The sequence below is a fragment of the Arthrobacter sp. Y3221114 genome (genome assembly GCF_059092625.1).
The window spans coordinates 211428-231885 of sequence record NZ_JBNHHW010000004.1 but is presented as its reverse complement, the minus strand read 5'-3'; the positions used below and the strand labels follow the sequence as shown (position 1 = coordinate 231885).

General features: G+C 65.8%; 20 protein-coding genes. 9 read left to right on the top strand and 11 right to left on the bottom strand.

Going from position 1 to position 20458, the window contains the following annotated elements:
• Positions 1-221: 221 nt before the first annotated feature.
• Positions 222-1895, top strand: a complete 1674-nt coding sequence (locus tag AC5RV3_RS10675) for a ribonuclease J (RefSeq protein WP_493969597.1) — start codon at positions 222-224, stop codon at positions 1893-1895.
• 142 nt (positions 1896-2037) lie between these two features.
• On the opposite strand, the gene AC5RV3_RS10670 is transcribed toward AC5RV3_RS10675, so the two are convergent.
• Positions 2038-2787: a TMEM175 family protein gene (locus AC5RV3_RS10670; protein ID WP_494122101.1), complete on the bottom strand. Its 750-nt coding sequence runs from the start codon at positions 2785-2787 to the stop codon at positions 2038-2040.
• Between the two features lie 166 nt (positions 2788-2953).
• Positions 2954-4150: a M14 family zinc carboxypeptidase gene (locus AC5RV3_RS10665; protein ID WP_494122100.1), complete on the bottom strand. Its 1197-nt coding sequence runs from the start codon at positions 4148-4150 to the stop codon at positions 2954-2956.
• 287 nt (positions 4151-4437) lie between these two features.
• Between AC5RV3_RS10665 and AC5RV3_RS10660 the strand changes: the two genes are divergently transcribed.
• Complete coding sequence (locus AC5RV3_RS10660) at positions 4438-4878, top strand: helix-turn-helix transcriptional regulator (protein ID WP_494122099.1); 441 nt, start codon at positions 4438-4440, stop codon at positions 4876-4878.
• A gap of 9 nt (positions 4879-4887) precedes the next feature.
• Positions 4888-5292: a VOC family protein gene (locus AC5RV3_RS10655; protein ID WP_494122098.1), complete on the top strand. Its 405-nt coding sequence runs from the start codon at positions 4888-4890 to the stop codon at positions 5290-5292.
• Between the two features lie 158 nt (positions 5293-5450).
• Here AC5RV3_RS10655 and AC5RV3_RS10650 read toward each other — a convergent pair whose 3' ends face one another.
• On the bottom strand, positions 5451-6551 hold the full coding sequence (locus tag AC5RV3_RS10650) for a LacI family DNA-binding transcriptional regulator (protein ID WP_494122097.1): 1101 nt from the start codon (positions 6549-6551) through the stop codon (positions 5451-5453).
• A gap of 66 nt (positions 6552-6617) precedes the next feature.
• On the opposite strand from AC5RV3_RS10650, the gene AC5RV3_RS10645 reads away from it, so the two are divergent.
• The 4 genes from AC5RV3_RS10645 to AC5RV3_RS10630 all read left to right on the top strand — a co-directional run bounded on the left by AC5RV3_RS10645 (position 6618) and on the right by AC5RV3_RS10630 (position 10138).
• Positions 6618-7520 carry an ABC transporter substrate-binding protein gene (locus AC5RV3_RS10645; protein ID WP_494122096.1) on the top strand — a complete coding sequence of 301 codons (903 nt, stop codon included), beginning with the start codon at positions 6618-6620 and terminating at the stop codon, positions 7518-7520.
• Between the two features lie 83 nt (positions 7521-7603).
• Positions 7604-8635, top strand: a complete 1032-nt coding sequence (locus AC5RV3_RS10640) for an amino acid ABC transporter permease (protein ID WP_494122095.1) — start codon at positions 7604-7606, stop codon at positions 8633-8635.
• A gap of 2 nt (positions 8636-8637) precedes the next feature.
• Positions 8638-9381 carry an amino acid ABC transporter ATP-binding protein gene (locus AC5RV3_RS10635; protein ID WP_494122094.1) on the top strand — a complete coding sequence of 248 codons (744 nt, stop codon included), beginning with the start codon at positions 8638-8640 and terminating at the stop codon, positions 9379-9381.
• Between the two features lies 1 nt (position 9382).
• Positions 9383-10138: a type 1 glutamine amidotransferase gene (locus AC5RV3_RS10630; RefSeq protein WP_494122093.1), complete on the top strand. Its 756-nt coding sequence runs from the start codon at positions 9383-9385 to the stop codon at positions 10136-10138.
• A gap of 125 nt (positions 10139-10263) precedes the next feature.
• Here AC5RV3_RS10630 and AC5RV3_RS10625 read toward each other — a convergent pair whose 3' ends face one another.
• A complete protein-coding gene (locus AC5RV3_RS10625) occupies positions 10264-10908 on the bottom strand; it encodes a TetR/AcrR family transcriptional regulator (protein ID WP_494122092.1) in 645 nt (214 codons plus the stop codon).
• Between the two features lie 98 nt (positions 10909-11006).
• Here AC5RV3_RS10625 and AC5RV3_RS10620 point away from each other — a divergent pair, with 98 nt between their 5' ends.
• Together AC5RV3_RS10620 and AC5RV3_RS10615 are read left to right on the top strand one after the other, a co-directional pair.
• Positions 11007-12053 carry an agmatine deiminase family protein gene (locus AC5RV3_RS10620; protein ID WP_494122091.1) on the top strand — a complete coding sequence of 349 codons (1047 nt, stop codon included), beginning with the start codon at positions 11007-11009 and terminating at the stop codon, positions 12051-12053.
• Complete coding sequence (locus tag AC5RV3_RS10615) at positions 12050-13768, top strand: amidase (protein WP_494122090.1); 1719 nt, start codon at positions 12050-12052, stop codon at positions 13766-13768. Before AC5RV3_RS10620 ends, AC5RV3_RS10615 begins: the two co-directional genes overlap by 4 nt.
• A gap of 22 nt (positions 13769-13790) precedes the next feature.
• On the opposite strand, the gene AC5RV3_RS10610 is transcribed toward AC5RV3_RS10615, so the two are convergent.
• The 7 genes from AC5RV3_RS10610 to AC5RV3_RS10580 all read right to left on the bottom strand — a co-directional run bounded on the left by AC5RV3_RS10610 (position 13791) and on the right by AC5RV3_RS10580 (position 20433).
• Positions 13791-14567 (bottom strand): VOC family protein, encoded by a 777-nt coding sequence (locus tag AC5RV3_RS10610; RefSeq protein WP_494122089.1) that lies wholly within the window; start codon positions 14565-14567, stop codon positions 13791-13793.
• Positions 14568-14682: 115 nt separating this feature from the next.
• On the bottom strand, positions 14683-14964 hold the full coding sequence (locus AC5RV3_RS10605; RefSeq protein ID WP_494122088.1) for a hypothetical protein: 282 nt from the start codon (positions 14962-14964) through the stop codon (positions 14683-14685).
• A gap of 738 nt (positions 14965-15702) precedes the next feature.
• Complete coding sequence (locus AC5RV3_RS10600) at positions 15703-16977, bottom strand: ABC transporter substrate-binding protein (RefSeq protein ID WP_494122087.1); 1275 nt, start codon at positions 16975-16977, stop codon at positions 15703-15705.
• A gap of 59 nt (positions 16978-17036) precedes the next feature.
• Positions 17037-18068, bottom strand: a complete 1032-nt coding sequence (locus AC5RV3_RS10595) for a branched-chain amino acid ABC transporter permease (RefSeq protein ID WP_494122086.1) — start codon at positions 18066-18068, stop codon at positions 17037-17039.
• Positions 18065-18949 carry a branched-chain amino acid ABC transporter permease gene (locus AC5RV3_RS10590; RefSeq protein WP_494122085.1) on the bottom strand — a complete coding sequence of 295 codons (885 nt, stop codon included), beginning with the start codon at positions 18947-18949 and terminating at the stop codon, positions 18065-18067. The genes AC5RV3_RS10595 and AC5RV3_RS10590 overlap by 4 nt, the downstream gene beginning before the upstream one ends.
• Positions 18950-18952: 3 nt before the next feature.
• Entirely contained in the window at positions 18953-19663 is a 711-nt protein-coding gene (locus AC5RV3_RS10585) for an ABC transporter ATP-binding protein (protein WP_494122084.1), read from the bottom strand.
• The gene (locus AC5RV3_RS10580; RefSeq protein ID WP_494111770.1) at positions 19663-20433 is read right to left on the bottom strand and encodes an ABC transporter ATP-binding protein; all 771 of its coding nucleotides are present in this window, start codon (positions 20431-20433) and stop codon (positions 19663-19665) included. Before AC5RV3_RS10580 ends, AC5RV3_RS10585 begins: the two co-directional genes overlap by 1 nt.
• Positions 20434-20458: the final 25 nt, after the last annotated feature.

The window sequence follows — 20458 nt, the reverse complement described above, 5'->3', positions numbered from 1 at the left end:
GGAGGCTGCCGGTGCCGTCATTATTCCTGGCAGGCATGAACCGGGGCGGCATTCCTTCTGCCCGGTGGTAAAGTCGGGACAAGTATGCTTTCCGCCCGCACCCGCTGCGCGGAACGCCGTCGAAGCGCCCTGGGCGCCTCGGCCACCCAAGACTTCAGTGCCGGCAACTCCGGCTTCGGGCGTTGACGCCCGGCAACACACCGCACCACAGATCGGATTACATGAACACCAAGCCGTTGCAAACTCCTCCGAAACTCGCCAAGGACGCCTTGCGCATAGTCCCCTTGGGCGGACTGGGCGAGATTGGCCGGAACATGACGGTGTTCGAGTTCGGCGGGAAGCTGCTGATCGTGGACTGCGGCGTCTTGTTCCCCGAGGAGCAGCACCCGGGCGTGGACCTGATCCTGCCCGACTTCTCCTACATCCGCGAACGCCTCAACGACGTCGTCGGCATTGTCCTCACCCACGGGCACGAGGACCACATTGGTGGCGTGCCGTACCTGCTGAAGGAACGCGCCGACATTCCCGTGATCTCCGCGAAGCTGACGCTGGCCTTCGTGAAGACCAAGCTGCAGGAACACCGCCTGAACGCCAAGATGGTGCAGGTCAAGGAAGGCGACCGGAAGAAGTTCGGTCCGTTCGACCTGGAATTCCTGGCCGTCAACCACTCCATCCCGGACGGACTGGCCGTGGCCATCCGTACCGGCGCCGGGCTGGTGCTGGCAACCGGCGACTTCAAGATGGACCAGTTCCCGCTGGACCGCCGGATCACCGACCTGGCCGGTTTCGCGCGGCTGGGCGACGAGGGCGTGGACCTGTTCCTGCCGGATTCCACCAACGCCGAAGTTCCGGGTTTCCTCGCTGCCGAGGCCGATCTGGTGCCGGCGATTGATACGGTCATGCGCACCGCCCCGCGCCGCGTGATCGTCTCCAGTTTCGCCAGCCACGTGCACCGCATCCAGCAGGTCATCGACGTGGCACACAAGTACGGTCGCAAGGTCGCCTTCGTAGGCCGGTCCATGGTGCGCAACATGACGACGGCGCGCGAGCTCGGCTACCTGAACATCCCGCGCGGTGTGCTGGTGGACTTCAAGGAACTGGAGAAGCTGCCGCCCACCAAGGCCGTGCTGATCTGCACCGGCTCGCAGGGCGAGCCGATGGCGGCGCTGGCCCGCATGGCCGGCGGCGACCACATGATCGACCTGACCGAAGGCGACACCGTGCTGCTGGCTTCCTCGCTGGTGCCGGGCAACGAATCTTCCATCTACCGGTTGATCAACGACCTGACCAAGCGCGGCGCCAACGTGGTGCACAAGGGCAACGCCAAGGTCCACGTCTCCGGCCACGCCTCGGCCGGCGAGCTGGTCTACTGCTACAACCTGGTCCGCCCGAAGAACGTGCTGCCCGTGCACGGCGAGCACCGGCACCTGAAGGCCAACGCCGAACTGGCCGTCCGCACCGGCGTGGACCCGAAGCGGGCGCTGATCGGCGAAGATGGCATAGTGGTGGACCTCAAGGACGGCGTGGCACGGGTCTCCGGGCAGATCGCCGCCGACTACGTCTATGTGGAGAACATGGTGGCCGGGGCGGCCACCGAAGCCTCCTTGCAGGACCGGCTGCGGCTGGCCGAAGATGGCGCCGTCACCGCGCTGCTGATCGTCAACCCGGACACCGGGCGGCTTGAGGAAGAGCCGGAGTTCTTCCCGGTCGGCTTCGCCCCGGCGGTCGAGCAGCTGGAGAAGGCCACCGGCATCGTGGAGAAGACGCTGATGCAACTGCGCGGCGACAAGACCGGCCCGGACGCCGAGAAGGCGATCGCCCAGGCCCTGATCCGCTGGTCCGACCGCGCGCTGCGGCGCAAGCCCGTGGTCACGGTCATCATCGTGGAGGCGTAGCCGGCCGGATTCGCCACAGCGAAGAAGCGGGGAGGGACGGACGGGCACAAGCTCGTCCGTCCCTTCACCTTTAAAGCCCTCCCGCCTCAGGTTCACGGGCCGAGGTTCGGCGAGTTCCGCTTGTCCGTGGAGGAATTCTTGGTCACCGGCGCTCCTTCCGCCGTGTCTCAGCCGTTGGCCGCCGGCTTCCCCGCGCGGCGAGCCTGCCCGAAAGCGGCCCCAGGACGATGAGCGAGGCCCAGGTGAGCTTTCCTGCTGTCCCGCCTGCGGCGAAGGCCACCGGAATCGAAATCGCGAAGACCAGCGGCGGGACGAGGGAATCGAGCACGAACGCCCGATGTTGCCTGCGGTGCATCGGCTCGATCTCGAGGCGGTTCCGGCGGGCGATCTCGAACATGGCGAGCTGGGCCAAGGCCGCCAACCCAAGGTTGGCCGCGTACAGCACAGTCGACAGTTCCAAGGACGACGTCTCGGGGTCGCTGATGCCCTGCGTGGTGAACGGAATCAGGATGACGAATGAGGCAGCCACCAGGTTCGCCGTCGTCGTTGCGGAATCAAGAGCCGAGAGCCGTTGTATCAGGCGGAGGTTCGTCCGCCAGAACACGGCGATCACCACGAAGCTCAGGACGAAACCGGCAAGCTGATGCACGAGGCCGGAGCCCGCCAGCGACCGGAGGTCTTGCCATGCCTCCGGCGAAGAAGCGTCCAGGTTGGTGATCAGCAGCGTGATGGCGAATCCGTAGATTCCGTGGTAAAAGCCGATGCCGCGGTCAAACTCGCTGGACTCCCGGGCCAACCTGGCGGAATTGCGTTCCAGCGGTTCGGAACGTTCCGCCGAGTCTTCGGTGCCCGCGCCGTGTGCGGGCGGTTCGTCGTCCCGGGGTTGTGCCACGAGATCAGCGTGGCGCAAACCGTGGACACTATGCGATGGGTGCAAGGCGCGACGGCGGCGCCCGCCTCTGGTCGGGACTGCGGCCCGCTGGTGCGCTCGCACCGCCGTCGTTGTTGGCGCAGTGGCGCAGCGCTGCAAAGCACCGCGCCACTGCTGGCGAGGCCGGCTACGGGACCGGGATGGTCCCGGCGTAGTCGGTGTTGTAGCCGGTGACCGGCTGATGTGGGATCTCCTCCCAGCGGTCGGCGTCCTCCTGCTGGACTTCGCCGGTGGCCAGGCCGAGGAGCAGTTCCTTCATGGCGAGCAGATTCTGCTTGACGCTCTTGCCCCTTGCCTTCTGGCCTAGGCTGCCGTCCGACGTGTTGCCGGAAGTCTCGAAGAAGACCACCGGGTTGGAGTGGCCCTCCGGGTTCAGGCCCTGATAGTCCAGGCCCAGCATCATCGCCGAGACCACGCCGCCCTTGATGTCGATCTCCAGGCCGTTGCCCACCTGGTAGCGGTCCATGTTGATGAATCCGTACTTGGAGAGTTCGTCGTAGACGTGGACGTGCATCTGGCGGGTCAGTTCGTCGTAGGCGCCGTCTTTGATCCCCGGCAGGGTCGGGCCGCCCGGGGCGAGCGAGATGCCCAACGACAGCGTGACATCGTCGCCGGTGCCCCATTCCTTCTTCAGGCCCTGGTGGTGGATGTCGATACCGTAGGCCGGCTTCACGTCGGTCCAGTACTCGTAGAAGGCCAGCGACTCGTTGGCCACGAATCCGGTGGGCGTCCAGTCCCGGTTCAGGTCGATCCGCTGTTCCCGCCCATTGGCGCCGAACTCCGGCAGATCGGCTGCCTGGTCCCAGAGAACGGTGTGGCGGATGTTGGCCTCTGATCCGTCCGGGTTGTACATCGGGATGAAGTGGAAGGTGAACTTCTCGCGGAGCAGCTGATAGTCCGCCGAACCGTTGGTGCCCAGGTCCTTCAGCAGCGACAGGATCGACTCGGTGCCGTAGGGTTCGTTGCCGTGGATGCGGCCCTGGATCCACACATGCTCGGCGCCGGTGCCGACGGTGGCCACCCAGAGGTCCCGGCCCTGCTCGGACTTGTTGACCTGCGTGCCCGCTTCTTCGAGCGTGAAGGCGTCCACGCCGAAGCGGCTGTTCTTGTCCAGCTTCCGCAGTTCCTTTACGAGGTCGTCGTAGGTCAGGATGCTGGCGGTATTGGTCTTGCCCTCGGTAGAAGGAAAGTTGGCATCGGCAAGGACCGGGGTGGCTGCACTGAAGGGAATAACGACGGCGAGGGCCCCCGCCGCGGCCAGGCTGCGGTAGCGCCGGGGTTTGGTCGAACCGTGGTTGGTGCTGCTCTTGGGCTGGTGCGTCACTGCATGTCCTCCAAAGGTTGAGCGATTCATGCGCCAGCGCAGCCGGGTAATGCGGCTGAGCTGGCGGGATCGACAGCTCGAGAGAACTGCCGGTAACGAGACGCTAGCCGTGGTTCCCGGGATTGCGCCAGAGTCCAGGGTCGGATTCGGGTGTACCGATCCGAAATTGCGGCAGCGACGTCCAACTGCCCGCGATGGCTGCCCTCCGGGGGCCGGAAAGCCCGCGCCGGCTGCCTGCCGTCGCGGCACGGCTACCCGCCGATGCAGACAGGGGCTAACCTCGACGTGTGACTCCTGAGGAGCTGGCCAATCTGGCGCATCTGCGCCGGGCGCGGGACCTGATCGACCGGGAATTTGCCCGGCCGCTCGATGTGCCGGTGATGGCGGCGAAGGCGCTGATGTCGCCGGCGCATTTTTCGCGTCGCTTCAAGGCCACCTACGGGGAGACGCCGTACAACTACCTGATGACCCGCCGGATCGAACGAGCAATGGCGCTGCTGCGCGCCGGCGCGAGCGTCACGGACGCGTGCATGCAGGTGGGCTGTACGTCGCTGGGATCGTTCAGCACGCGGTTCACCCAACTGGTGGGCGAAACCCCCAGCGCCTATCGGGCCCGGGAGCATCCGGCGGCGGAGGCCTTGCCGCCGTGCATCGCGAAGCTGCTCACCCGACCCGTGGACCCGAGATCGAGCAGGATCGAAGAAGCGGCCGCGCCGGCCCGGGCGTAGCTTGGCCGCATGACTATTTCACTTCAGTACTGCAACATCACCGTGAACGATCCCGCGGAATCGATCCCGTTCTACCGGGACGGCCTAGAGCTCGAGGTCCGCAACGACGTCGCCAACGACGGCTTCCACTGGATCACCATGGGCAGCCCCGACCAACCCGAACTGGAGCTGGTGTTGTCCGCACCCCACGCCGGGCGCTCGCAGGCCGACGGCGACCAGCTGCAGGAGCTGCTGGTTAAGGGCGTACTGCCCATGCTCGTGTTCCGCACGGATGACCTGGACGCCGCCTTCGAACGGCTGGTGTCGATCGGGGCGGAGGTCCTGCAGGAGCCCATGGACCAGCCGTGGGGGCCGCGCGACTGCGCCGTCCGGGACCCCTCGGGCAACATGATCCGCATCAACCAGAGCAAGTAACCCCAACAGAACGACGGCGGCGGCTCACCTGCCAAGGCGCGGCAGCAGCGACGACGGCGCCGCCTGGTCACGGCCGGGAGACGGGGCTTCCCGTCGGATCGCGGGGGAATCCTTATAATAGTGCGCCCGTCGTATGAGCCATTGCCCCTGATGCGGGCCTAGCTGTGCGGCGGCATGGTCCATTGTTCCGCGGGCCGCAGCCGGAATGCGCGATGGGCATCTTCCCGGACTCCCTTTTCCAGGAAATTGACGAGAAGGCGGACGGCACTTCGTCCGGGACCCTCGGGGTCTGCAGATTCAATGTAGTTGACCCTCGGGTCGTGAATGGTTTGCTCGGAGGTCGCCGCGGAGGAGACGACTACATCCCCGGGGATTTTCACTCCCAGCACTGCTGCCGCTGTGATGATGGCCCCGGAGTAACTTTCGTTGAGGCAATAGACCGCATCCGGCCGGTTGTTGGACAGTAGCCGATGGGCCGTTTGCCCCGCATCTCCGTTAGGCCCGAGAGCCGCAATTTGCGCCTCGATTCCATGTGAATCGCACCAGGAGGAAAATGCCGTTTCTGTTTCTGCCGTGTAGCGGTCAATGATGGATCCGGTGAAGAGTGCCATGTGGGAGGGTGCACGCCCGATCATGGCTTGGCTTTGCCGGGCGGTGAGGTCGAGGATGTCATGCACAGAACGATGCACGTTGTCCAAGACCGCCATCTGCAGGTCGCCTCGGAGGCCCTCGACGAAGCCACCGTCGGCGACCAGCGGAATACCGCGTTCGGCGCAGAAGGCAACTATAGGGTCGTTGTCCAAGGGGTCGACTACGATTACCCCGTCGACGAGCGGGAAGGAATCGGCGAGATCGTCTGCCTTCGGTGACGCTGCGACCACGGAGTAGCCATGGTCCATTGCCTCAATGGCGGCGTCGGAGATAATGCCCCGATAATAGGGCAGGTACGTGTAGCGCCACACAGGGGAGTTCCGGTAGCTCACGAGGACACCTAAGACCCGGGTCCGGCCCATCCGCAGCGCTCGGCCCGATGGGTTCGGCTGGTACCCGAGGCTTTTGCCGGCCGCCAGGACCTTTGCACGCGTTGTCCGCGCCACCTCACCCTTCTTGTTGTAGACGTTCGAGACCGTCGCCGTCGAAACCCCGGCAGCAACAGCAACGTCCTTGATGCGAACGCGCGGTGCCGCAGCGCCGGTGCCCGCCCTGCCGTTCATGCGATCCAGATCTCTCTCTTGTGTGACGTAGTTGACACTTTCCATGCATGTGCACCTACAATTCTAAGCGATGGCCTAAATCGATTTAGGCACGGCGCGAAAGGACTCGATATGCGACTGACTGACATGGTGGCAACCTCCGGTGCTGTGGCACTGGCGTTCGTCTTGGCGGCTTGCGGAAGCTCTGCAGGGGGCGCCGGTGCTGATTCCGAGGATGCTGCCGCTGACGGGAATCCGGCTTCCTACGGCGACTGCGCTGTGTCCGGCCCAGCAGGCACACACGAGCTTGACCTGATAAAGGAGGGGACCATCACGGTTAAGGCGGACCTCCCGTCGCCGGGCTGGTACAACGGCGACACCGTCGAGAGCATTGCAAGCGGCTTTGATTTCTGTTTGCTTGCCAACATCGCGCACAGGGCTGGAGTCGAGAATATCGTCCTGCAGAACACTTCGTTTGACGGTCTCGTGGCAGGAAAGGCGGGTGACTTCGATATGACGCTGAATCAGATCACGATCACCGACGAGCGCAAGCAGGTCATGGAATTTTCCGAACCTTATTTCCAGTCCACAGCCGGCGTGCTGGTCAAGAAGGACTCTTCCGTCAACGAGCAGAGCCTTGCCGACTCCATGATCGGAGTTAAGCAGGGGACTGTGGGCCAGATGCTGGTCGCGAATGTGATCAAGCCTAAGACTGAAGTGGCTGTTTTCCCCGGAGACCCCGAACAGCAGGCAGCCGTCGCAGCAGGCAGGATCGATGCGGGTATTCAGGACCTCAGCATTGTGCTGGGAGCGGCGGCGAATTCCGGTGGCGCGTTAAAGGTGGCTGGCCAGATCCCGACAGACGAGTCGTACGGAGTGATGATGCCCAAGGGATCAACAAACGTCGCCACAGTCAATGAGATACTTGCTGAGCTCCGCGAGGACGGCACCCTCGACAAGCTGGGCTCTACCTACCTTGCCGACGCCTACGGAGTGGACCCGGCCACGATCCCAATCTGGGACGACATCAAATGACGGGTGTTTTCCCGCCCATAACTTCCGCGTCAAGGACAGGAAAGGGGACTGAGGCCAAGCCTGCCGATGCGACCAGTGCAGTCTTGCTGGCCGCCACCGTCATCTTCTTTCTGGCGCTCGGCCTGACCGCGTACACCGCGGCTATGTTGAACGCGGCTGCGACAGAAGGGCTCTGGACCATCATCCTGACCGGCGTCGGGGCCGTACTCGTAGCGTTGGCCCTTGCGACAGGAATCCCGCTCGTGCGCGGGCACCGTTTCGCCAGGGCTGGCTCGGCGGCGCTGGGGGCCGGCGATCTGGTGGAGGGACGGCGCTTACGGTTCCGGGGAGCCAACTGCGGCTGGATCACGCTCGGTTCGTCTATGCCGGTCAGCATCGTCAGCGTCTTCGTGTTGTTCCTTCTGGCGAACGATCATGCAGTCCAGTCCACCTTCTTCGATATCTCCTTCATGGCACAGAGCCTGGGCGACGTGGCCAGGGCCTTTACCAACAACATCATTATTGCTGTGACGGCTGAGCTGTTCGTCCTGATTTTCGGTCTGGTCATTGCCATCGCGAGGATGGCGCCCGGCCAGGCCGGCAGGCCCATCCGCTGGCTCGCGATGATGTACGTGGACGTGTTCCGTGCGATCCCGTCGATCATCGTCATTTACCTCATCGGGTTCGGTCTGCCGCTGGCCAATGTGCCGTTGCTCAGCGATATGAGTCCCATGTGGGCGGCCATCTTTGCGCTGACCTTGACCTACAGTGCGTACGTGGCGGAAGTCTATCGGGCTGGCATTTCGAGCATTCATTGGTCGCAGGTTTCGGCCGCCCGGTCGCTCGGTCTCAGCTACGGCAAAACCCTGCGTTTCGTGGTCGTCCCGCAAGCGTTCCGGCGCGTGTCGCCGCCGCTGCTCAACGATTTCATCGGGCTGCAGAAAGATACCGCACTCGTCACGATCATCGGAACGGTGGACGCATTCACGCAAGCTAAAACGTACGCGAGCAATTACTTCAACCTGTCCTCGGTCACCGTCGTGGCGATTCTTTTCATCCTGATCACTATTCCGCAAACCCGGTTTGTTGACCGGCTATTGGAACGGGACGAAAAAAAACAAAGGCTGCAAGGATAATCATGCCCTTTCTTGAAATGAACAGTGTGGTTAAGGCGTACGGAGACAACGTTGTCTTGCGTGGTATCGACCTTCACATCGACAAGCACGAGGTTGTTTGCCTCATCGGCGCCTCGGGTTGCGGGAAGTCGACCCTGCTGCGCTGCGTAAACGCGTTGGAAACAATCCAAGGCGGGGAAATTTCCTTGGACAATGACGTGGTGTCCGGGGAAGGCATCGACGTCAATGCCTTGAGGCGCAGGGTGGGCATCGTCTTCCAGAGCTTCAACTTATTCCCCCACATGACGGCCTTGGACAATATAACTCTCGCCCCGATCCGGGTTTTGGGAATGCCGAGAGCGGAAGCGGAAAACCAGGCACATGAACTGCTGGCACGGGTGGGTTTGGATCACAAGGCCAAGGCCTTTCCGGATCAGCTCTCAGGTGGCCAGCAGCAGCGCGTGGCCATCGTGCGGGCGCTGGCAATGAACCCGGACGTGCTGCTGCTGGACGAGATTACCTCCGCCCTTGATCCGGAGCTTGTCGCCGAGGTGCTGAACATCGTCCGGGATCTGGCCAACGATGGGCTGACTATCCTCATGGCCACCCATGAGATGTCATTCGCCCGGGAAGTCTCAAGCCGGGTGGCATTTCTCCATGAGGGGCAGGTCTTGGAGGTTGGGCCGCCCGAGCAAATCTTCGGCAATCCAGCGGAATCCAGGACTCAGGAATTCCTCAAGAAAATTATCGCAGCAGGGAGGCTCTGAAATGCCGGAAGCCGCCGAAGGCGGCAAGCTCAAAATCCTCATCGTCGAACACGAACGCAGCGCCGACGCAGCGCTGGTGGGAGAACGACTTGCTCGGGCTGAGGTGGAAACGACCGTCGTGGGGCCTGAAACTACGAATTCAGTGCCCATTTCCAGCGCCGGCTGGGACGGGATCGTAGTGCTCGGTGGTACTCCCGGGCCCGTCGACGACGAGACCGCCCCGTGGCTGCCTGGGGTTCGCACCCTGGTTAACGACGCCTTGGTGAGGGAGGTCCCGCTCTTGGGGATCTGCCTCGGAGCACAGTTGCTCGCTCATGTGGCCGGGGGGCGTGTTGATGCGATCGCCGCTGGGCCGGAGATTGGGCTTGTGGAGATGCAACTGACTCCCGAGGGGGCCGCAGACCCGCTCCTTTACGGCTTCGACGGGCCGCTGCAAGCGCTCCAATGGCACTGGCTTGAGGTGGTCATGCTTCCGGCGGGATCTGTCTCCTTGTGCTCAAGCGACGGATGCCGCAACCAAGCGTTCCGGGTCGGTCGGAATGCCTGGGGTGTGCAATTCCACCTCGAAGCAGTCGCACGCACGGCGAGTCAATGGAGTCTGGAGAGCGGGGACATCCTGGCCGATCTGGGTATCAACCCGGAATCGGAAATAATTGAGCGGTTTGTGAAAGCCGAACCCGCGCTCCGTGAACAATGGTCGCTCGTCACAGACCGCTGGATCGAAGTGGTCCGCGACCATGCCCAGGTTGACGCGTAATCAGACTCTCCCCAACCACGGGTTGGTGCCCGACGCAGCCATGGCGTAGAAACCTTCCCCAAGCCTTCCGACGCAAAGAGCAGAAGCCGGGTGCCGCCGTCGTCCCGCACGTTGGCACCCGCGCGTCACTTGTCCGCGCCGGGCGCCGGGTGGGGCAACAACGACGACGGCGCCGCTCCGACCATCACTTCCACGGCGCGGGCGAGGTGGGTGTTCCGGTCGCTGACCCCGTTCCACCGCACCAGGCCCTGGGCATTCAGCCCGTCGATCATGCCCAGAACCTGCCAGGCCACTGTTTCCGCGTCCGGCGTGGTGAACTCGCCGGCGGCGACGCCCGCCTCGAGCAGCTCCCGGATCACCGCCTGCCACGCATCCATCTGGGCGCGCACGCTGACTGCCAGCGCCTCGTTGCGGCGGCCCAAGGACCACGCTTCCACCCACACCGCCGTGACATCGAGCCGGCGGTCGTCCAGGAGCGTGTCGAGCAGCAGGCCCAGGCCCTGCCGCGGCGCGGGCATCCCTGCCACCATGGCCTGCACCTCATCGATTTCCGCGGCCACGATGGAGGTGAAGGCTCCGGCCACCAGGACGTCGATGGTGGGGTGGTAGTGCGCCACCAGGCCCGGGGCTACCCCGGCCCTGCCCGCCACGTTGCGCAGGGTGATCGCGGAAAGGCCCTGCTCGAGCCCGATGGCCCGGGCGGCTTCGGCGATTTCCGCGGCACGCTCGGCGGGCGCCTTGCGCGGGGTCCGTTTGGGTGTGCTTGACATCACAGAACAGTCTAGAGTAGCTTTCGCTGCATTATTGATCATGCGATCAACAAGGCGGGCGGACGTCCCTTCCTGTTCCTGACGAGACGGAGGCCTCTGTGGCTTGGAGAATGCCGGCGGAAACCGATCCCCATGAGCGCACCTGGATGTCCTTTCCCCGGGCCGGCCTGACGCTGGGCGCGGATGCGGCGTCGGCCGAGGAAGCGTACGGCGCCTGGGTCGCCGTGGCGCACGCCGTCGCGGAGTTCGAGCCGGTTGCCATGGTGGTCGACCCGACGGAGCGGGAGCGCGCCGGCCGCATGCTGGACAGCGGCATCGAACGGCTCGAGGCGCCGCTGGATGAGTTCTGGATGCGGGACATCGGCCCGACCTTCGTGGTCGACGACGAACGGCCGGACGTGCTCGGAGCGGTGGACTGGACCTTCAACGGCTGGGGCGCGCCGGCCTGGGCCGGGTGGGAGAAGAGTCGCGGCATCGGAAGCTTTGTCGCCGCGCAGGCCCACGCCGAACTCGTCACCTCCCTGCTGGTGAACGAAGGCGGCGCCATCCAGGTTGACGGCGAGGGGACGGTGCTGGTGACCGAAACCGTGCAGCTCGATCCGGATCGGAATCCGTATGCGGACAAGGGACGGGTTGAGGCGGAACTGGCCCGCACCATTGGCACCACGCATACCGTGTGGGTACCGCGGGGACTGACCCGTGACTACGAGGACCTGGGCACGCGCGGGCACATAGACATGGTGGCCACGCTGCCCTCGCCCGGACGGATCCTGCTGCATATGCAAAACAACCCGGCACACCCCGACTTCGACGTCAGCCGGTCCCTGCGGTCCTTCTTCGAGACCCAAGTCGACGCGGCAGGAAAGCCGTTCGACATCGTTGAGCTGCCAGCCCCGGACACCCTGAAGGACGAGGAGGGATTCGTCGACTGGAGCTACGTCAACCACCTGGTGGTCAACGGCGGCGTGATTGCCTGCGGTTACGGCGAGGAACGCGCGGATGCGCTGGCGGCCGAAATCCTCGCCGAAGCCTATCCCGGCCGCCGCGTGGTCACGGTGGACGCGCGGCCGATCCTGGCCCGCGGCGGCGGAATCCACTGCATCACGCAGCAGCAACCCAAGCCCGGCGCGAAGGCGGCAGTATGAGCCGGTTCGACGTGGTGGAGGCCTCGATTGCGCAGCTGCGCGAGGCGCTGCAAACGGGGCAGGCGACCAGTGAGGAACTCACGCACGCCTACCTGGAACGCATCGCCGCCTACGACCACGGCGGCATCCGGTTGAACGCCGTCGTCGTCATGAATCCCGCGGCACTCGCGGACGCCTGCGCTTCCGACCGGCGGCGTTCCCGCGGAGAAACCCTCGGACCGCTGGACGGAATTCCCTACACGGCGAAGGACAGCTATCTGGCCGAAGGCCTCACCGCCGCCGCAGGTTCGCCCGCCTTCGAGCACCTGGTGGCCCGGCGTGACGCGTTCGCCATCGAAAGGCTGCGCGCGGCAGGGGCAGTGCTCCTGGGGCTCACCAACATGCCGCCGATGGCCAACGGGGGCATGCAACGGGGTCTCTACGGACGTGCCGAAAGCCCCTACAACCCCGACTTCCTGACGGCCGCCTTCGGCTCCGGTTCATCCAACGGATCCGGAACCGCGACGGCGGCAAGTTTCGCCGCCTTCGGCCTCGCCGAGGAGACCTGGTCCAGCGGCAGGGCGCCCGCGTCGAACAACGCGTTGTGCGCCTACACCCCGTCGCGCGGCTTCATCTCGGTGCGGGGAAACTGGCCGCTGGTTCCCACCATGGACGTGGTGGTGCCGCACACCCGGACCATGGCCGACCTGCTGGAAGTGCTGGACGTGATCGTGGCGGACGACCCCGAAACCCGCGGCGACTTCTGGCGCCTGCAGCCCTGGGTGCCCATCCCCGCCGCCTCATCGGTCCGGCCCGCCTCCTACCCGGCCCTGGCGCCCCGCGGACTGCAGCAGGCACGGGACGCGCTGCAGGGCAAACGGTTCGGCGTGCCCCGGATGTACATCAACGCCGACCCCGAGGCCGGCACCGGCGAAGACCCCGGCATCGGCGGTGCCACCGGGCAGCGGATCGAGACCCGGGCCTCCATCATCGAGCTGTGGGAAGCTGCCCGCCGGGACCTCGAGGCCGCGGGGGCCGAGGTGGTTCCCGTAAATTTCCCGGTCGTCTCCAACTACGAGGGCGACCGGCCCGGTGCCGCGAAAATCAGCACCCGCGGCCTGGTCAGCCCGGAGTACCTGCGGCGGGAGATCATGGATCTCTCCGCGTGGGCATGGGATGACTTCCTCGAGGCCAACGGGGACCCGGCGCTTCGGACCCTGGCCGATGTGGACGGGTCGAAGATTTTTCCGCACCCGCCCGGAGCCCTGCCGGACCCCTACGACGATTTCGACGACATCGCCGCCTATCCGGCGCACGTGCGGGAACACGGCGTTGCCTCGTTCACCGACATCCCGCATTTGGAGGAGGGGCTGCGGGGACTCGAGGAAACCCGCCGGGTGGACCTGGAAGCCTGGCTGGACCAGCACGCGCTGGACGCCGTCGTCTTCCCGGCGGTGGCGGACATCGGCCCCGCGGACATGGACGTCAACCAGGTTTCGGCGGACCTCGGCTGGCGCAACGGCGTCTGGGTGGCCAACGGGAACCTCGTCCCGCGCCACCTGGGCATTCCCACCGTCACCGTGCCCATGGGCACGACGGCGGACATCGGCATGCCCGTGGGACTCACCTTTGCGGGGCGGGCCTACGACGACAACGCCCTGCTGGCCGTGGCGGCCGCCTTCGAGGCGACCGGCGCCCGCCGCACGGAGCCGCCCCGGACCCCGCGCCTGGGCTGAGGGGCAGAACCACGCGAAAGGGCTACTGTTGCGGCAGCGCCTGGACAACGAGGAACATGGCGCCGGTCGGGTCGGTCAGGGTGGCGACGCGGCCGAAGGGCGTGTCTTCGGCGGGTTGGACCACGCTCCCGCCCAGGGCCGTGGCCTTGTCGACGACCGCGTCGGTGTCCTCGACCGCGAAGTAGATGCGCCAGTGCGCGGGGACGCCCTCGGGCAGCCAGGCGCCGGCGTCCATGATGCCGGCCGCCGCTGTGTCGCCGGAGCCGAGGGTGGTGTAGCGGAATTCGTCGGTGTCGCTCATGACGTCGGTGTCCCAGCCGAACACGTCCTGGTAGAACTTCACGGTGGCGGGGTAGTCGCGGGTGAAGAGTTCGTGCCAGGCGGGGGAGCCAGGCTCGGCGGCCAGTTGGTAGCCGGTATGGCCGGCGAACTCCCAGAGGCCGACGGCGGCCCCTCCCGGATCGGCGATCATGCCCATCTTGCCCTGCTCCGGGACATCCATCGGCTCCATGTATACCTGGCCGCCGTGGGCCGCGGCGATGCGGGTGATGGCGTCGATGTCGTCCACCCGCAGGTAGGTGCTCCACGTATCCGGGTTGCCGGCCTCCTGGCTCTGCATGATGCCCGCAACGGTTTTGCCGTCCTTAAAGGCCATGGTGTAGCCGCCGTCCGTCTCCTGATCGCCGGTCTCATAGGTCCAGCCGAAAAGCTCCGTATAGAACTGCTTGGCTCTCTCCGGATCGGAGGTCATCAGGTCCACCCAGCAGGGTGCACCGGGGGCGATGGTGGGCTTGGGCATGGCTGGCTCCTGTTCCGCGGGGTGGGTGGAAACAAGCGCGAGCCTACCCGGGGCCGACTGCGGCGGCAACGAATTTTCCGGCCTAGACGCTCTTAGCGTTTCGGATATATTGCGGTCAGCGCAGGTGAGGGCTGCCGCCGATCCTGTCCCACAGGACCATCACTGCCGCCACAGGGCCCAGTACAGGGATCAGTAATGCCGCGGCTGTGAGGCCAATCCGGATGAAGGGTCGCCCCCTTCCGGCGACTGTCAGCACGAGGAGTGCACTCAAGAGGTGGACTATAGCGACCGCGATGAGGGTTCCCACGAGCGTTTGGCCGACCAGTTGCATCGCGTAGTTCAGCTGCCCCACGGGGTCCTCGGGGATGGAAGTAGCCACCGCATCCGTTCCGTTCATAAGCATCCTCTCCTGACTCGGTCTGGCCACAGAAGGGAGTCACGCTCCGTACCCGCAGTGCTCTGTCGACTGCTCGGCGGGACGGTTCACACCTTGGGGGTGCCGGGCACATCACTGCGTTTGCCGGTGGCGCTCAGGCAGGCAGGGCCAAGCGGTCGCACGTCCCAGCGGGCTTGGCTGCCCGGGTGATTCATCTGTCGGCAAAAGCACTGCTTAGTGCGACGCAGTCCTTGCCCGAGGCTGCCGCAAGAAACCACAGAGGTGTGTCAGCCCGGCAGCGTCAAATTCTGAACCAACTTCCTCGGCGCTTTGCCCCTTGAACTGTCCAAATACTGAGCCTGGTGCATCACTTGGCGCCAGTTGCGCCAGGAACGCGGCTTCGAAGGGCGTTCTGAACCGCTTCTCCGACCGTGTGCGCCTCAGTGCTTCACGAAGGGGTCCAAACTGATTCTGAGAGAAGTTAACCGCCAATCAATACTCCTTTTGACAAAATTAAGCGTTCGTCCAAGAACGTGTTGGGTGCATACCGAAATACGTTCGATGCCAGGTTCTTCCACGTCGGGCGGGACACCACAAGCCTATCCAAACTGGTTTGGTTAGGCAAACCGAATTTATGCATATCGCATCTACGCCGCGCCACTGTTGAACGGGAAACGCCGCCCTGCCGGTGGCGTGTCCTGTTCAGCGGACGGCCCTACCGCGGGAAACCGCCGATCTGTCCCGGCGCATGGACTTGCGTTACGGCGTGTAGGACTCCGCCGGCACGTATCCCTCGCCCGTGTGCTCCTGGACCTGTACCTCGGAGATCGGGGCCATGTTGGTGGTGGTGTCCACGCTCAGCCCGTCGAGCAGCAGCGGCGGCTCAAAGCCCTTGACGTTGCGGACCGCTTCCATCAGGGCCTCGTGGGTCGGCTCGGCCATGTTCTTGAACGCCTCCTCGAGGGTGGCCGCGGTGGCGTAGCCCCAGAGGCAATGCGGGATGATCTGGTCGGCGGTATCCGGGGCGTACTCCTCGATGTCGGCCAGGAACTGCTTCACTTCCTCGTCGTCGGTCTGCGTGGGTTGCTTGGTGAAGCCGGTGCTGTACACGTTCGGGAAGGCGCTGGCATTGCCCGGTTCCAGGACGTCCCGCTCGTTGGCGGCGACGGCTGCCAGGAAAATGGACGGGGTCCAGCCAAGGTCCTGGGCGCGGACCATCGACGACGCCGTCAGCGCCGGCACCGTGTTGGCCGAGAAGAAGACGTCGGCCTCGCTGTCCGCCAGCTGGGCCATCTGCGCGTCCACGGTCGGGTCGCCCGGCTCGAACGTGGCCCGCTGGACGATCTCCACCTCCGAGCCTTCGATGGCGTCCTCGAGCCCGGCGACAAACTCGTTGCCGGCGTCGTCGTTCTGTTCCAGCACGGCGACGGTGACGGCGTCGCCGGAATCCACCAGGAACTTGCCGAAGGAGTTGCCTTCGGCGTAGTAGGTGGGCATCCAGCCGATGGTCCACGGGTTGGCCTCGGGGTCTTCGCTGAACACCGAGTCTCCGGAGGCCACGAACACCTGCGGGAACTCTTCCTCGGTGGCCACTGGCATGACGGCCAGGTTGGTCCGGGTGCCCAGGCCGTTGACGTTGGCGAAGACGCCCTCGGCGATCATCTGCCGGAAGTTCGCCACGGCGCGGCCGGGATCGTAGGCGTCGTCGTACGCCTTGAGCTCCACCTTGCGGGTCTTGCCGTCACCGAATTCCACGCCGCCGTCGGCATTGGCCGCGCCGAAGTAGGCCTCCATGCCCGCGACCAGGCAGCTGCCCGGCGCTCCGGCCACACCGCTGAGCGAGGTGGTGCTGCCGAGCAGGATGCTGGTGTCGGTGATGCCCTGTTGGGCTGCGCCGCCGCCTTCGGTGGCGCCCGGGCTGCCCTCGGGCGAGTTGCCGCCGTCGCCCCGGCCGCATCCGCTGAGCGCGATGGCGAGGGCTGCCGCGGCGGCCACGGCACCCTTGGCGCCGCGTCCGATCTGCCGTGTTCGCATTGTTTTCTCCTTAGCCTTGTGGGCCTTGTGCTGGGTGGAAAAGCCGGCCCCCTGCCGGCTCACATCGCTGTGGTGGTCGGGGTATGGACTTCCGGGCCGGTGTCCGGAGCCTTGGTTCCGGCCTCCGGCTCGGTGCGTTTGCGGCGCATCCGCCGCAGCAGCGCCGGCAGGGTCACCAGCCCGCCGGGGGCCAGGAACAGGATGACCAGCAGGGCGGCGCCGTAGATGATCGGCGTGTGGGAGGGGTCGATTTGCCCGGCCAGGACCGGAATGAAAACGAAGAAAAGCCCGCCGAGCAGGGATCCGACGATGCTGGCCGACCCGCCGATGATCATGGCCGCCAGCATGTTGATGGAAACCACGAAGCTGAGGGTGGCGGGGGACATGTACTGCACGGCGGCCAGGTAGAGGAAGCCCGCGACCCCGCCGTACAGGGACGCGACGGTGAACGCGAGAACTTTGTACCGGTAGTTGGAGACGCCCATCGCGGTGGCCACGGCCTCGTTCTCGCGCACGATGGCGAAGGCCCGTCCGATCCGGCCACGGGTCAGGTTGGCCGCCAGCAGGAAGAGCACGGCGGCGATGCCGAGCACTACGTAGTACCGCCACTGGTCGTCGGCCAGGCCGGTCCAGTCCGGGGCGTTCATCCACTGCACGGTGATGCCGACGGAGCCGCCGGTGAAATCGTCCAGCCGCTTCGCCAGCCGGTCCGCGATGATCGGCAGCGAGATGGTGACCATGGCCAGTGACACGCCGCGCAGCCGGACCGCGGGAAGGGCGACCAGGAAACCGACGACGGCGGGGATCAGGGCGGCGAGGACGAAGGTCAGCAGCACCGGCCAGCCCTCGGTGACGCCGTACGCGGTGACGTAGGCGCCCAGCCCCACGAACGCGCTCTGGCCCAGCGAGATCTGCCCGGCGTAACCGGTCACGAGGTTGAGCCCCAGGATCGCGACGGCAAAGGCGGCCACCACGGTCAGCTGGTAGTTCACGTACGGAATGAGCTGCAGCGGTGCCAGGACCGCCACCACCAGCACGACGACGGTGGCCGCGATCCGGAACCAGCGCGAGGCGAACACCTGGCGCCTCATACCCGCACCACCTCTTTCTGTCCGAAGAGGCCCTGGGGCCTGACCAGCAGCACGATGAACATGGCGACCAGCGGCACGGCGATCTTCAGGTCGTCGCCGATGAAGCCGATGTAGGCGCCGGCGAGGTTCTCCACCACGCCGATCAGGCCGGCGGCGACCACCGCGCCCAGCGGGCTGTTCAGGCCACCCAGGATGGCGGCGGCCAGGGCGTAGACCAGCACCTGGTCCAGCATGTGCGGGGACAGGAAGACCTTCGGCGCGATCAGCACGCCGGCGATGGCGCCCAGCACCGCGGCCAGGGCCCAGCCCACCATGAGCAGCCGGCCCACCGGGATGCCCGAGAGGGCGCTGGACTCCGGGTTGTCCGCCACCGCCCGCAGGGCCAGGCCGAGCTTGGTCTTCTTGAACAGCAGCTGCAGCACCAGCACCACCAGCAGCAGCACGACGATGTTGCCCAGCGACTGATAGCTGATGAAGGCCCCGGCGACCTGGAAGGTGCCCAGCGGGAAGAGCGAGGGGAACTGCTGGGAGTTGTAGCCCCAGAACAGGCCGGCCAGCCCGGTGAACAGCACCAGCAGGGCGACCGTGACGATGATGGCCGTGTCGGGCAGTCCGCGCTCGAAGCGCCGCATGATCAGGCGCTCCACCCCGGCGCCCAGCGGCGCGGAGACCAGAATGGCCAGCGGAATGGCCAGCGCCGGCGGGACGCCAGCCTGCCACAGGGTCCAGGCCAGGAAGGTGGAGAACACCGCCATGGCGCCCTGCGCAAAGTTGATCAGCCCGGTGGCCCGGTTCACCAGGACGATGGCCAGCGCCAGGGCGGCGTAGATGGCCCCGTTGCCCAGGCCGTCGATGATGAGCTGCAGGAACAGCGAATCCACGGCTCACCCTCCCAGGTACGCTTTGCGGATGGCGTCCATGCCCATGAGCTCTTCGCGCGGTCCGGACAGCACGGTGTGCCCGGTTTCCAGGACCGTGGCCTCGTCCACGATGGAGAACGCCAGGGCGGCGTTCTGTTCCACCACCACCATGGACAACCCCGTTTCGGTGCGCAGTTTGGTGATCGCTGCGTAGACCTGGCTGGCGGTGCTGGGCGCCAGCCCCAGGGACGGCTCGTCCAGCAGCACGAGTTTGGGGCCGGACATGAAGGCGCGGCCGATCGCGAGCATCTGCTGCTCACCGCCGGACAGCGCGGCGGCGGGGGTCTTGCTCCGCGCCGCGAGCTGCGGGAAGAGATCGAAGTAGTGGTCCCGGTCGGCGGCGACCCCGCGTTGGTCCTTGCGCCGGTAAGCACCGACCAGCAGGTTGTCCTGCACGCTGAGGTTGGCCAGGGTGCCGCGGTCCTGCGGCACGTGGGCAATGCCCAGCCGGGCCACCTGGTCGGGCCGCATCCCGGTGATCCTGCGGCCCTCGAAGGTGATGTCCCCGCTGGTCTTGACCATCCCGCTGATGGTGCGCAACGTCGTGGTCTTGCCGGCGCCGTTGGCACCCAGGATGCCGGTCGCACCGCCGTCGGCCACGCTCAGGTTGATGCCGTGCAGCGCCATGGCCCGGCCGTACCAGGCGCGCACGTTGGTCAGTTCGAGGAGGCCCATTACGCCGCCCCCTGCCCGAGGTAAGCCTCGATCACCCGCGGGTCCTGCCGGACCTCGGCCGCCGTGCCCTCCGCCAGCTTCCGCCCCTGGTTGAGCACCGCCAGGCGGTCCGTCACCGCGGAAATCAGGCCCATGTGATGTTCGACGACGACGATGGTCAGCTCGAATTCCGCGCGCAGGTTCCTGATCCAGCCGATCAGGTCCTCGACTTCCGCGTGGGAAAGCCCGGCGGCTGGCTCATCGAGCAGCAGCAGTTTGGGCTGGCTCAGCAGCGCCCGGCACAACTCCACGCGCTTGCGGAAGCCGTGGGCCAGCTCGCCGGCCGGCAGGCGGGTGGCCCAGTCCAGGTCCAACCGTGCAAGAACGTCATGCGCCTGCCGCCGGAGCGTGCGCTCGCCGCGGACGGCGTGCGGGAGCCGGAGCGCCCAGGACAGCGCGCCGCCGGACAACCTTGAGTGGCCGCCGAGGAGAACGTTGTCCAGCACCGTCTTGTCCAACTGCAGCGCGGGATGCTGGAACGTGCGGGCCAGCCCCATCCGCGCCAGGGCGGACGGTGCCCGGGAGAGGACGTCCGCGCCGTCGATGCCGATGGACCCCGACGATGGCTTGTAGTGCCCGCTGACGCAGTTGAACAACGACGTCTTGCCGGCGCCGTTGGGGCCAATGAGCCCGAAAACCGTCGACGGTTCCACCTCGAACGAAACTGAATCCAACACCTTGATGCCGCCAAAGTGCAGAGAAACATCCTCGACGGTCAGCCTGGCCGTCATGGCCGCACACTCTCTGCCATACGCC

Excerpts from the sequence above, each read along its gene's own strand:
- AC5RV3_RS10595 (WP_494122086.1), bottom strand. The coding sequence starts at position 18,068 with ATGAGGCGCCAGGTGTTCGCCTCGCGCTGGTTCCGGATCGCGGCCACC.
- AC5RV3_RS10630 (WP_494122093.1), top strand. The coding sequence starts at position 9,383 with ATGCCGGAAGCCGCCGAAGGCGGCAAGCTCAAAATCCTCATCGTCGAA.
- AC5RV3_RS10650 (WP_494122097.1), bottom strand. The coding sequence starts at position 6,551 with ATGGAAAGTGTCAACTACGTCACACAAGAGAGAGATCTGGATCGCATG.
- AC5RV3_RS10615 (WP_494122090.1), top strand. The coding sequence starts at position 12,050 with ATGAGCCGGTTCGACGTGGTGGAGGCCTCGATTGCGCAGCTGCGCGAG.
- AC5RV3_RS10610 (WP_494122089.1), bottom strand. The coding sequence starts at position 14,567 with ATGCCCAAGCCCACCATCGCCCCCGGTGCACCCTGCTGGGTGGACCTG.
- AC5RV3_RS10585 (WP_494122084.1), bottom strand. The coding sequence starts at position 19,663 with ATGGGCCTCCTCGAACTGACCAACGTGCGCGCCTGGTACGGCCGGGCC.
- AC5RV3_RS10675 (WP_493969597.1), top strand. The coding sequence starts at position 222 with ATGAACACCAAGCCGTTGCAAACTCCTCCGAAACTCGCCAAGGACGCC.
- AC5RV3_RS10600 (WP_494122087.1), bottom strand. The coding sequence starts at position 16,977 with ATGCGAACACGGCAGATCGGACGCGGCGCCAAGGGTGCCGTGGCCGCC.
- AC5RV3_RS10580 (WP_494111770.1), bottom strand. The coding sequence starts at position 20,433 with ATGACGGCCAGGCTGACCGTCGAGGATGTTTCTCTGCACTTTGGCGGC.
- AC5RV3_RS10655 (WP_494122098.1), top strand. The coding sequence starts at position 4,888 with ATGACTATTTCACTTCAGTACTGCAACATCACCGTGAACGATCCCGCG.
- AC5RV3_RS10605 (WP_494122088.1), bottom strand. The coding sequence starts at position 14,964 with ATGAACGGAACGGATGCGGTGGCTACTTCCATCCCCGAGGACCCCGTG.
- AC5RV3_RS10645 (WP_494122096.1), top strand. The coding sequence starts at position 6,618 with ATGCGACTGACTGACATGGTGGCAACCTCCGGTGCTGTGGCACTGGCG.
- AC5RV3_RS10625 (WP_494122092.1), bottom strand. The coding sequence starts at position 10,908 with ATGTCAAGCACACCCAAACGGACCCCGCGCAAGGCGCCCGCCGAGCGT.
- AC5RV3_RS10635 (WP_494122094.1), top strand. The coding sequence starts at position 8,638 with ATGCCCTTTCTTGAAATGAACAGTGTGGTTAAGGCGTACGGAGACAAC.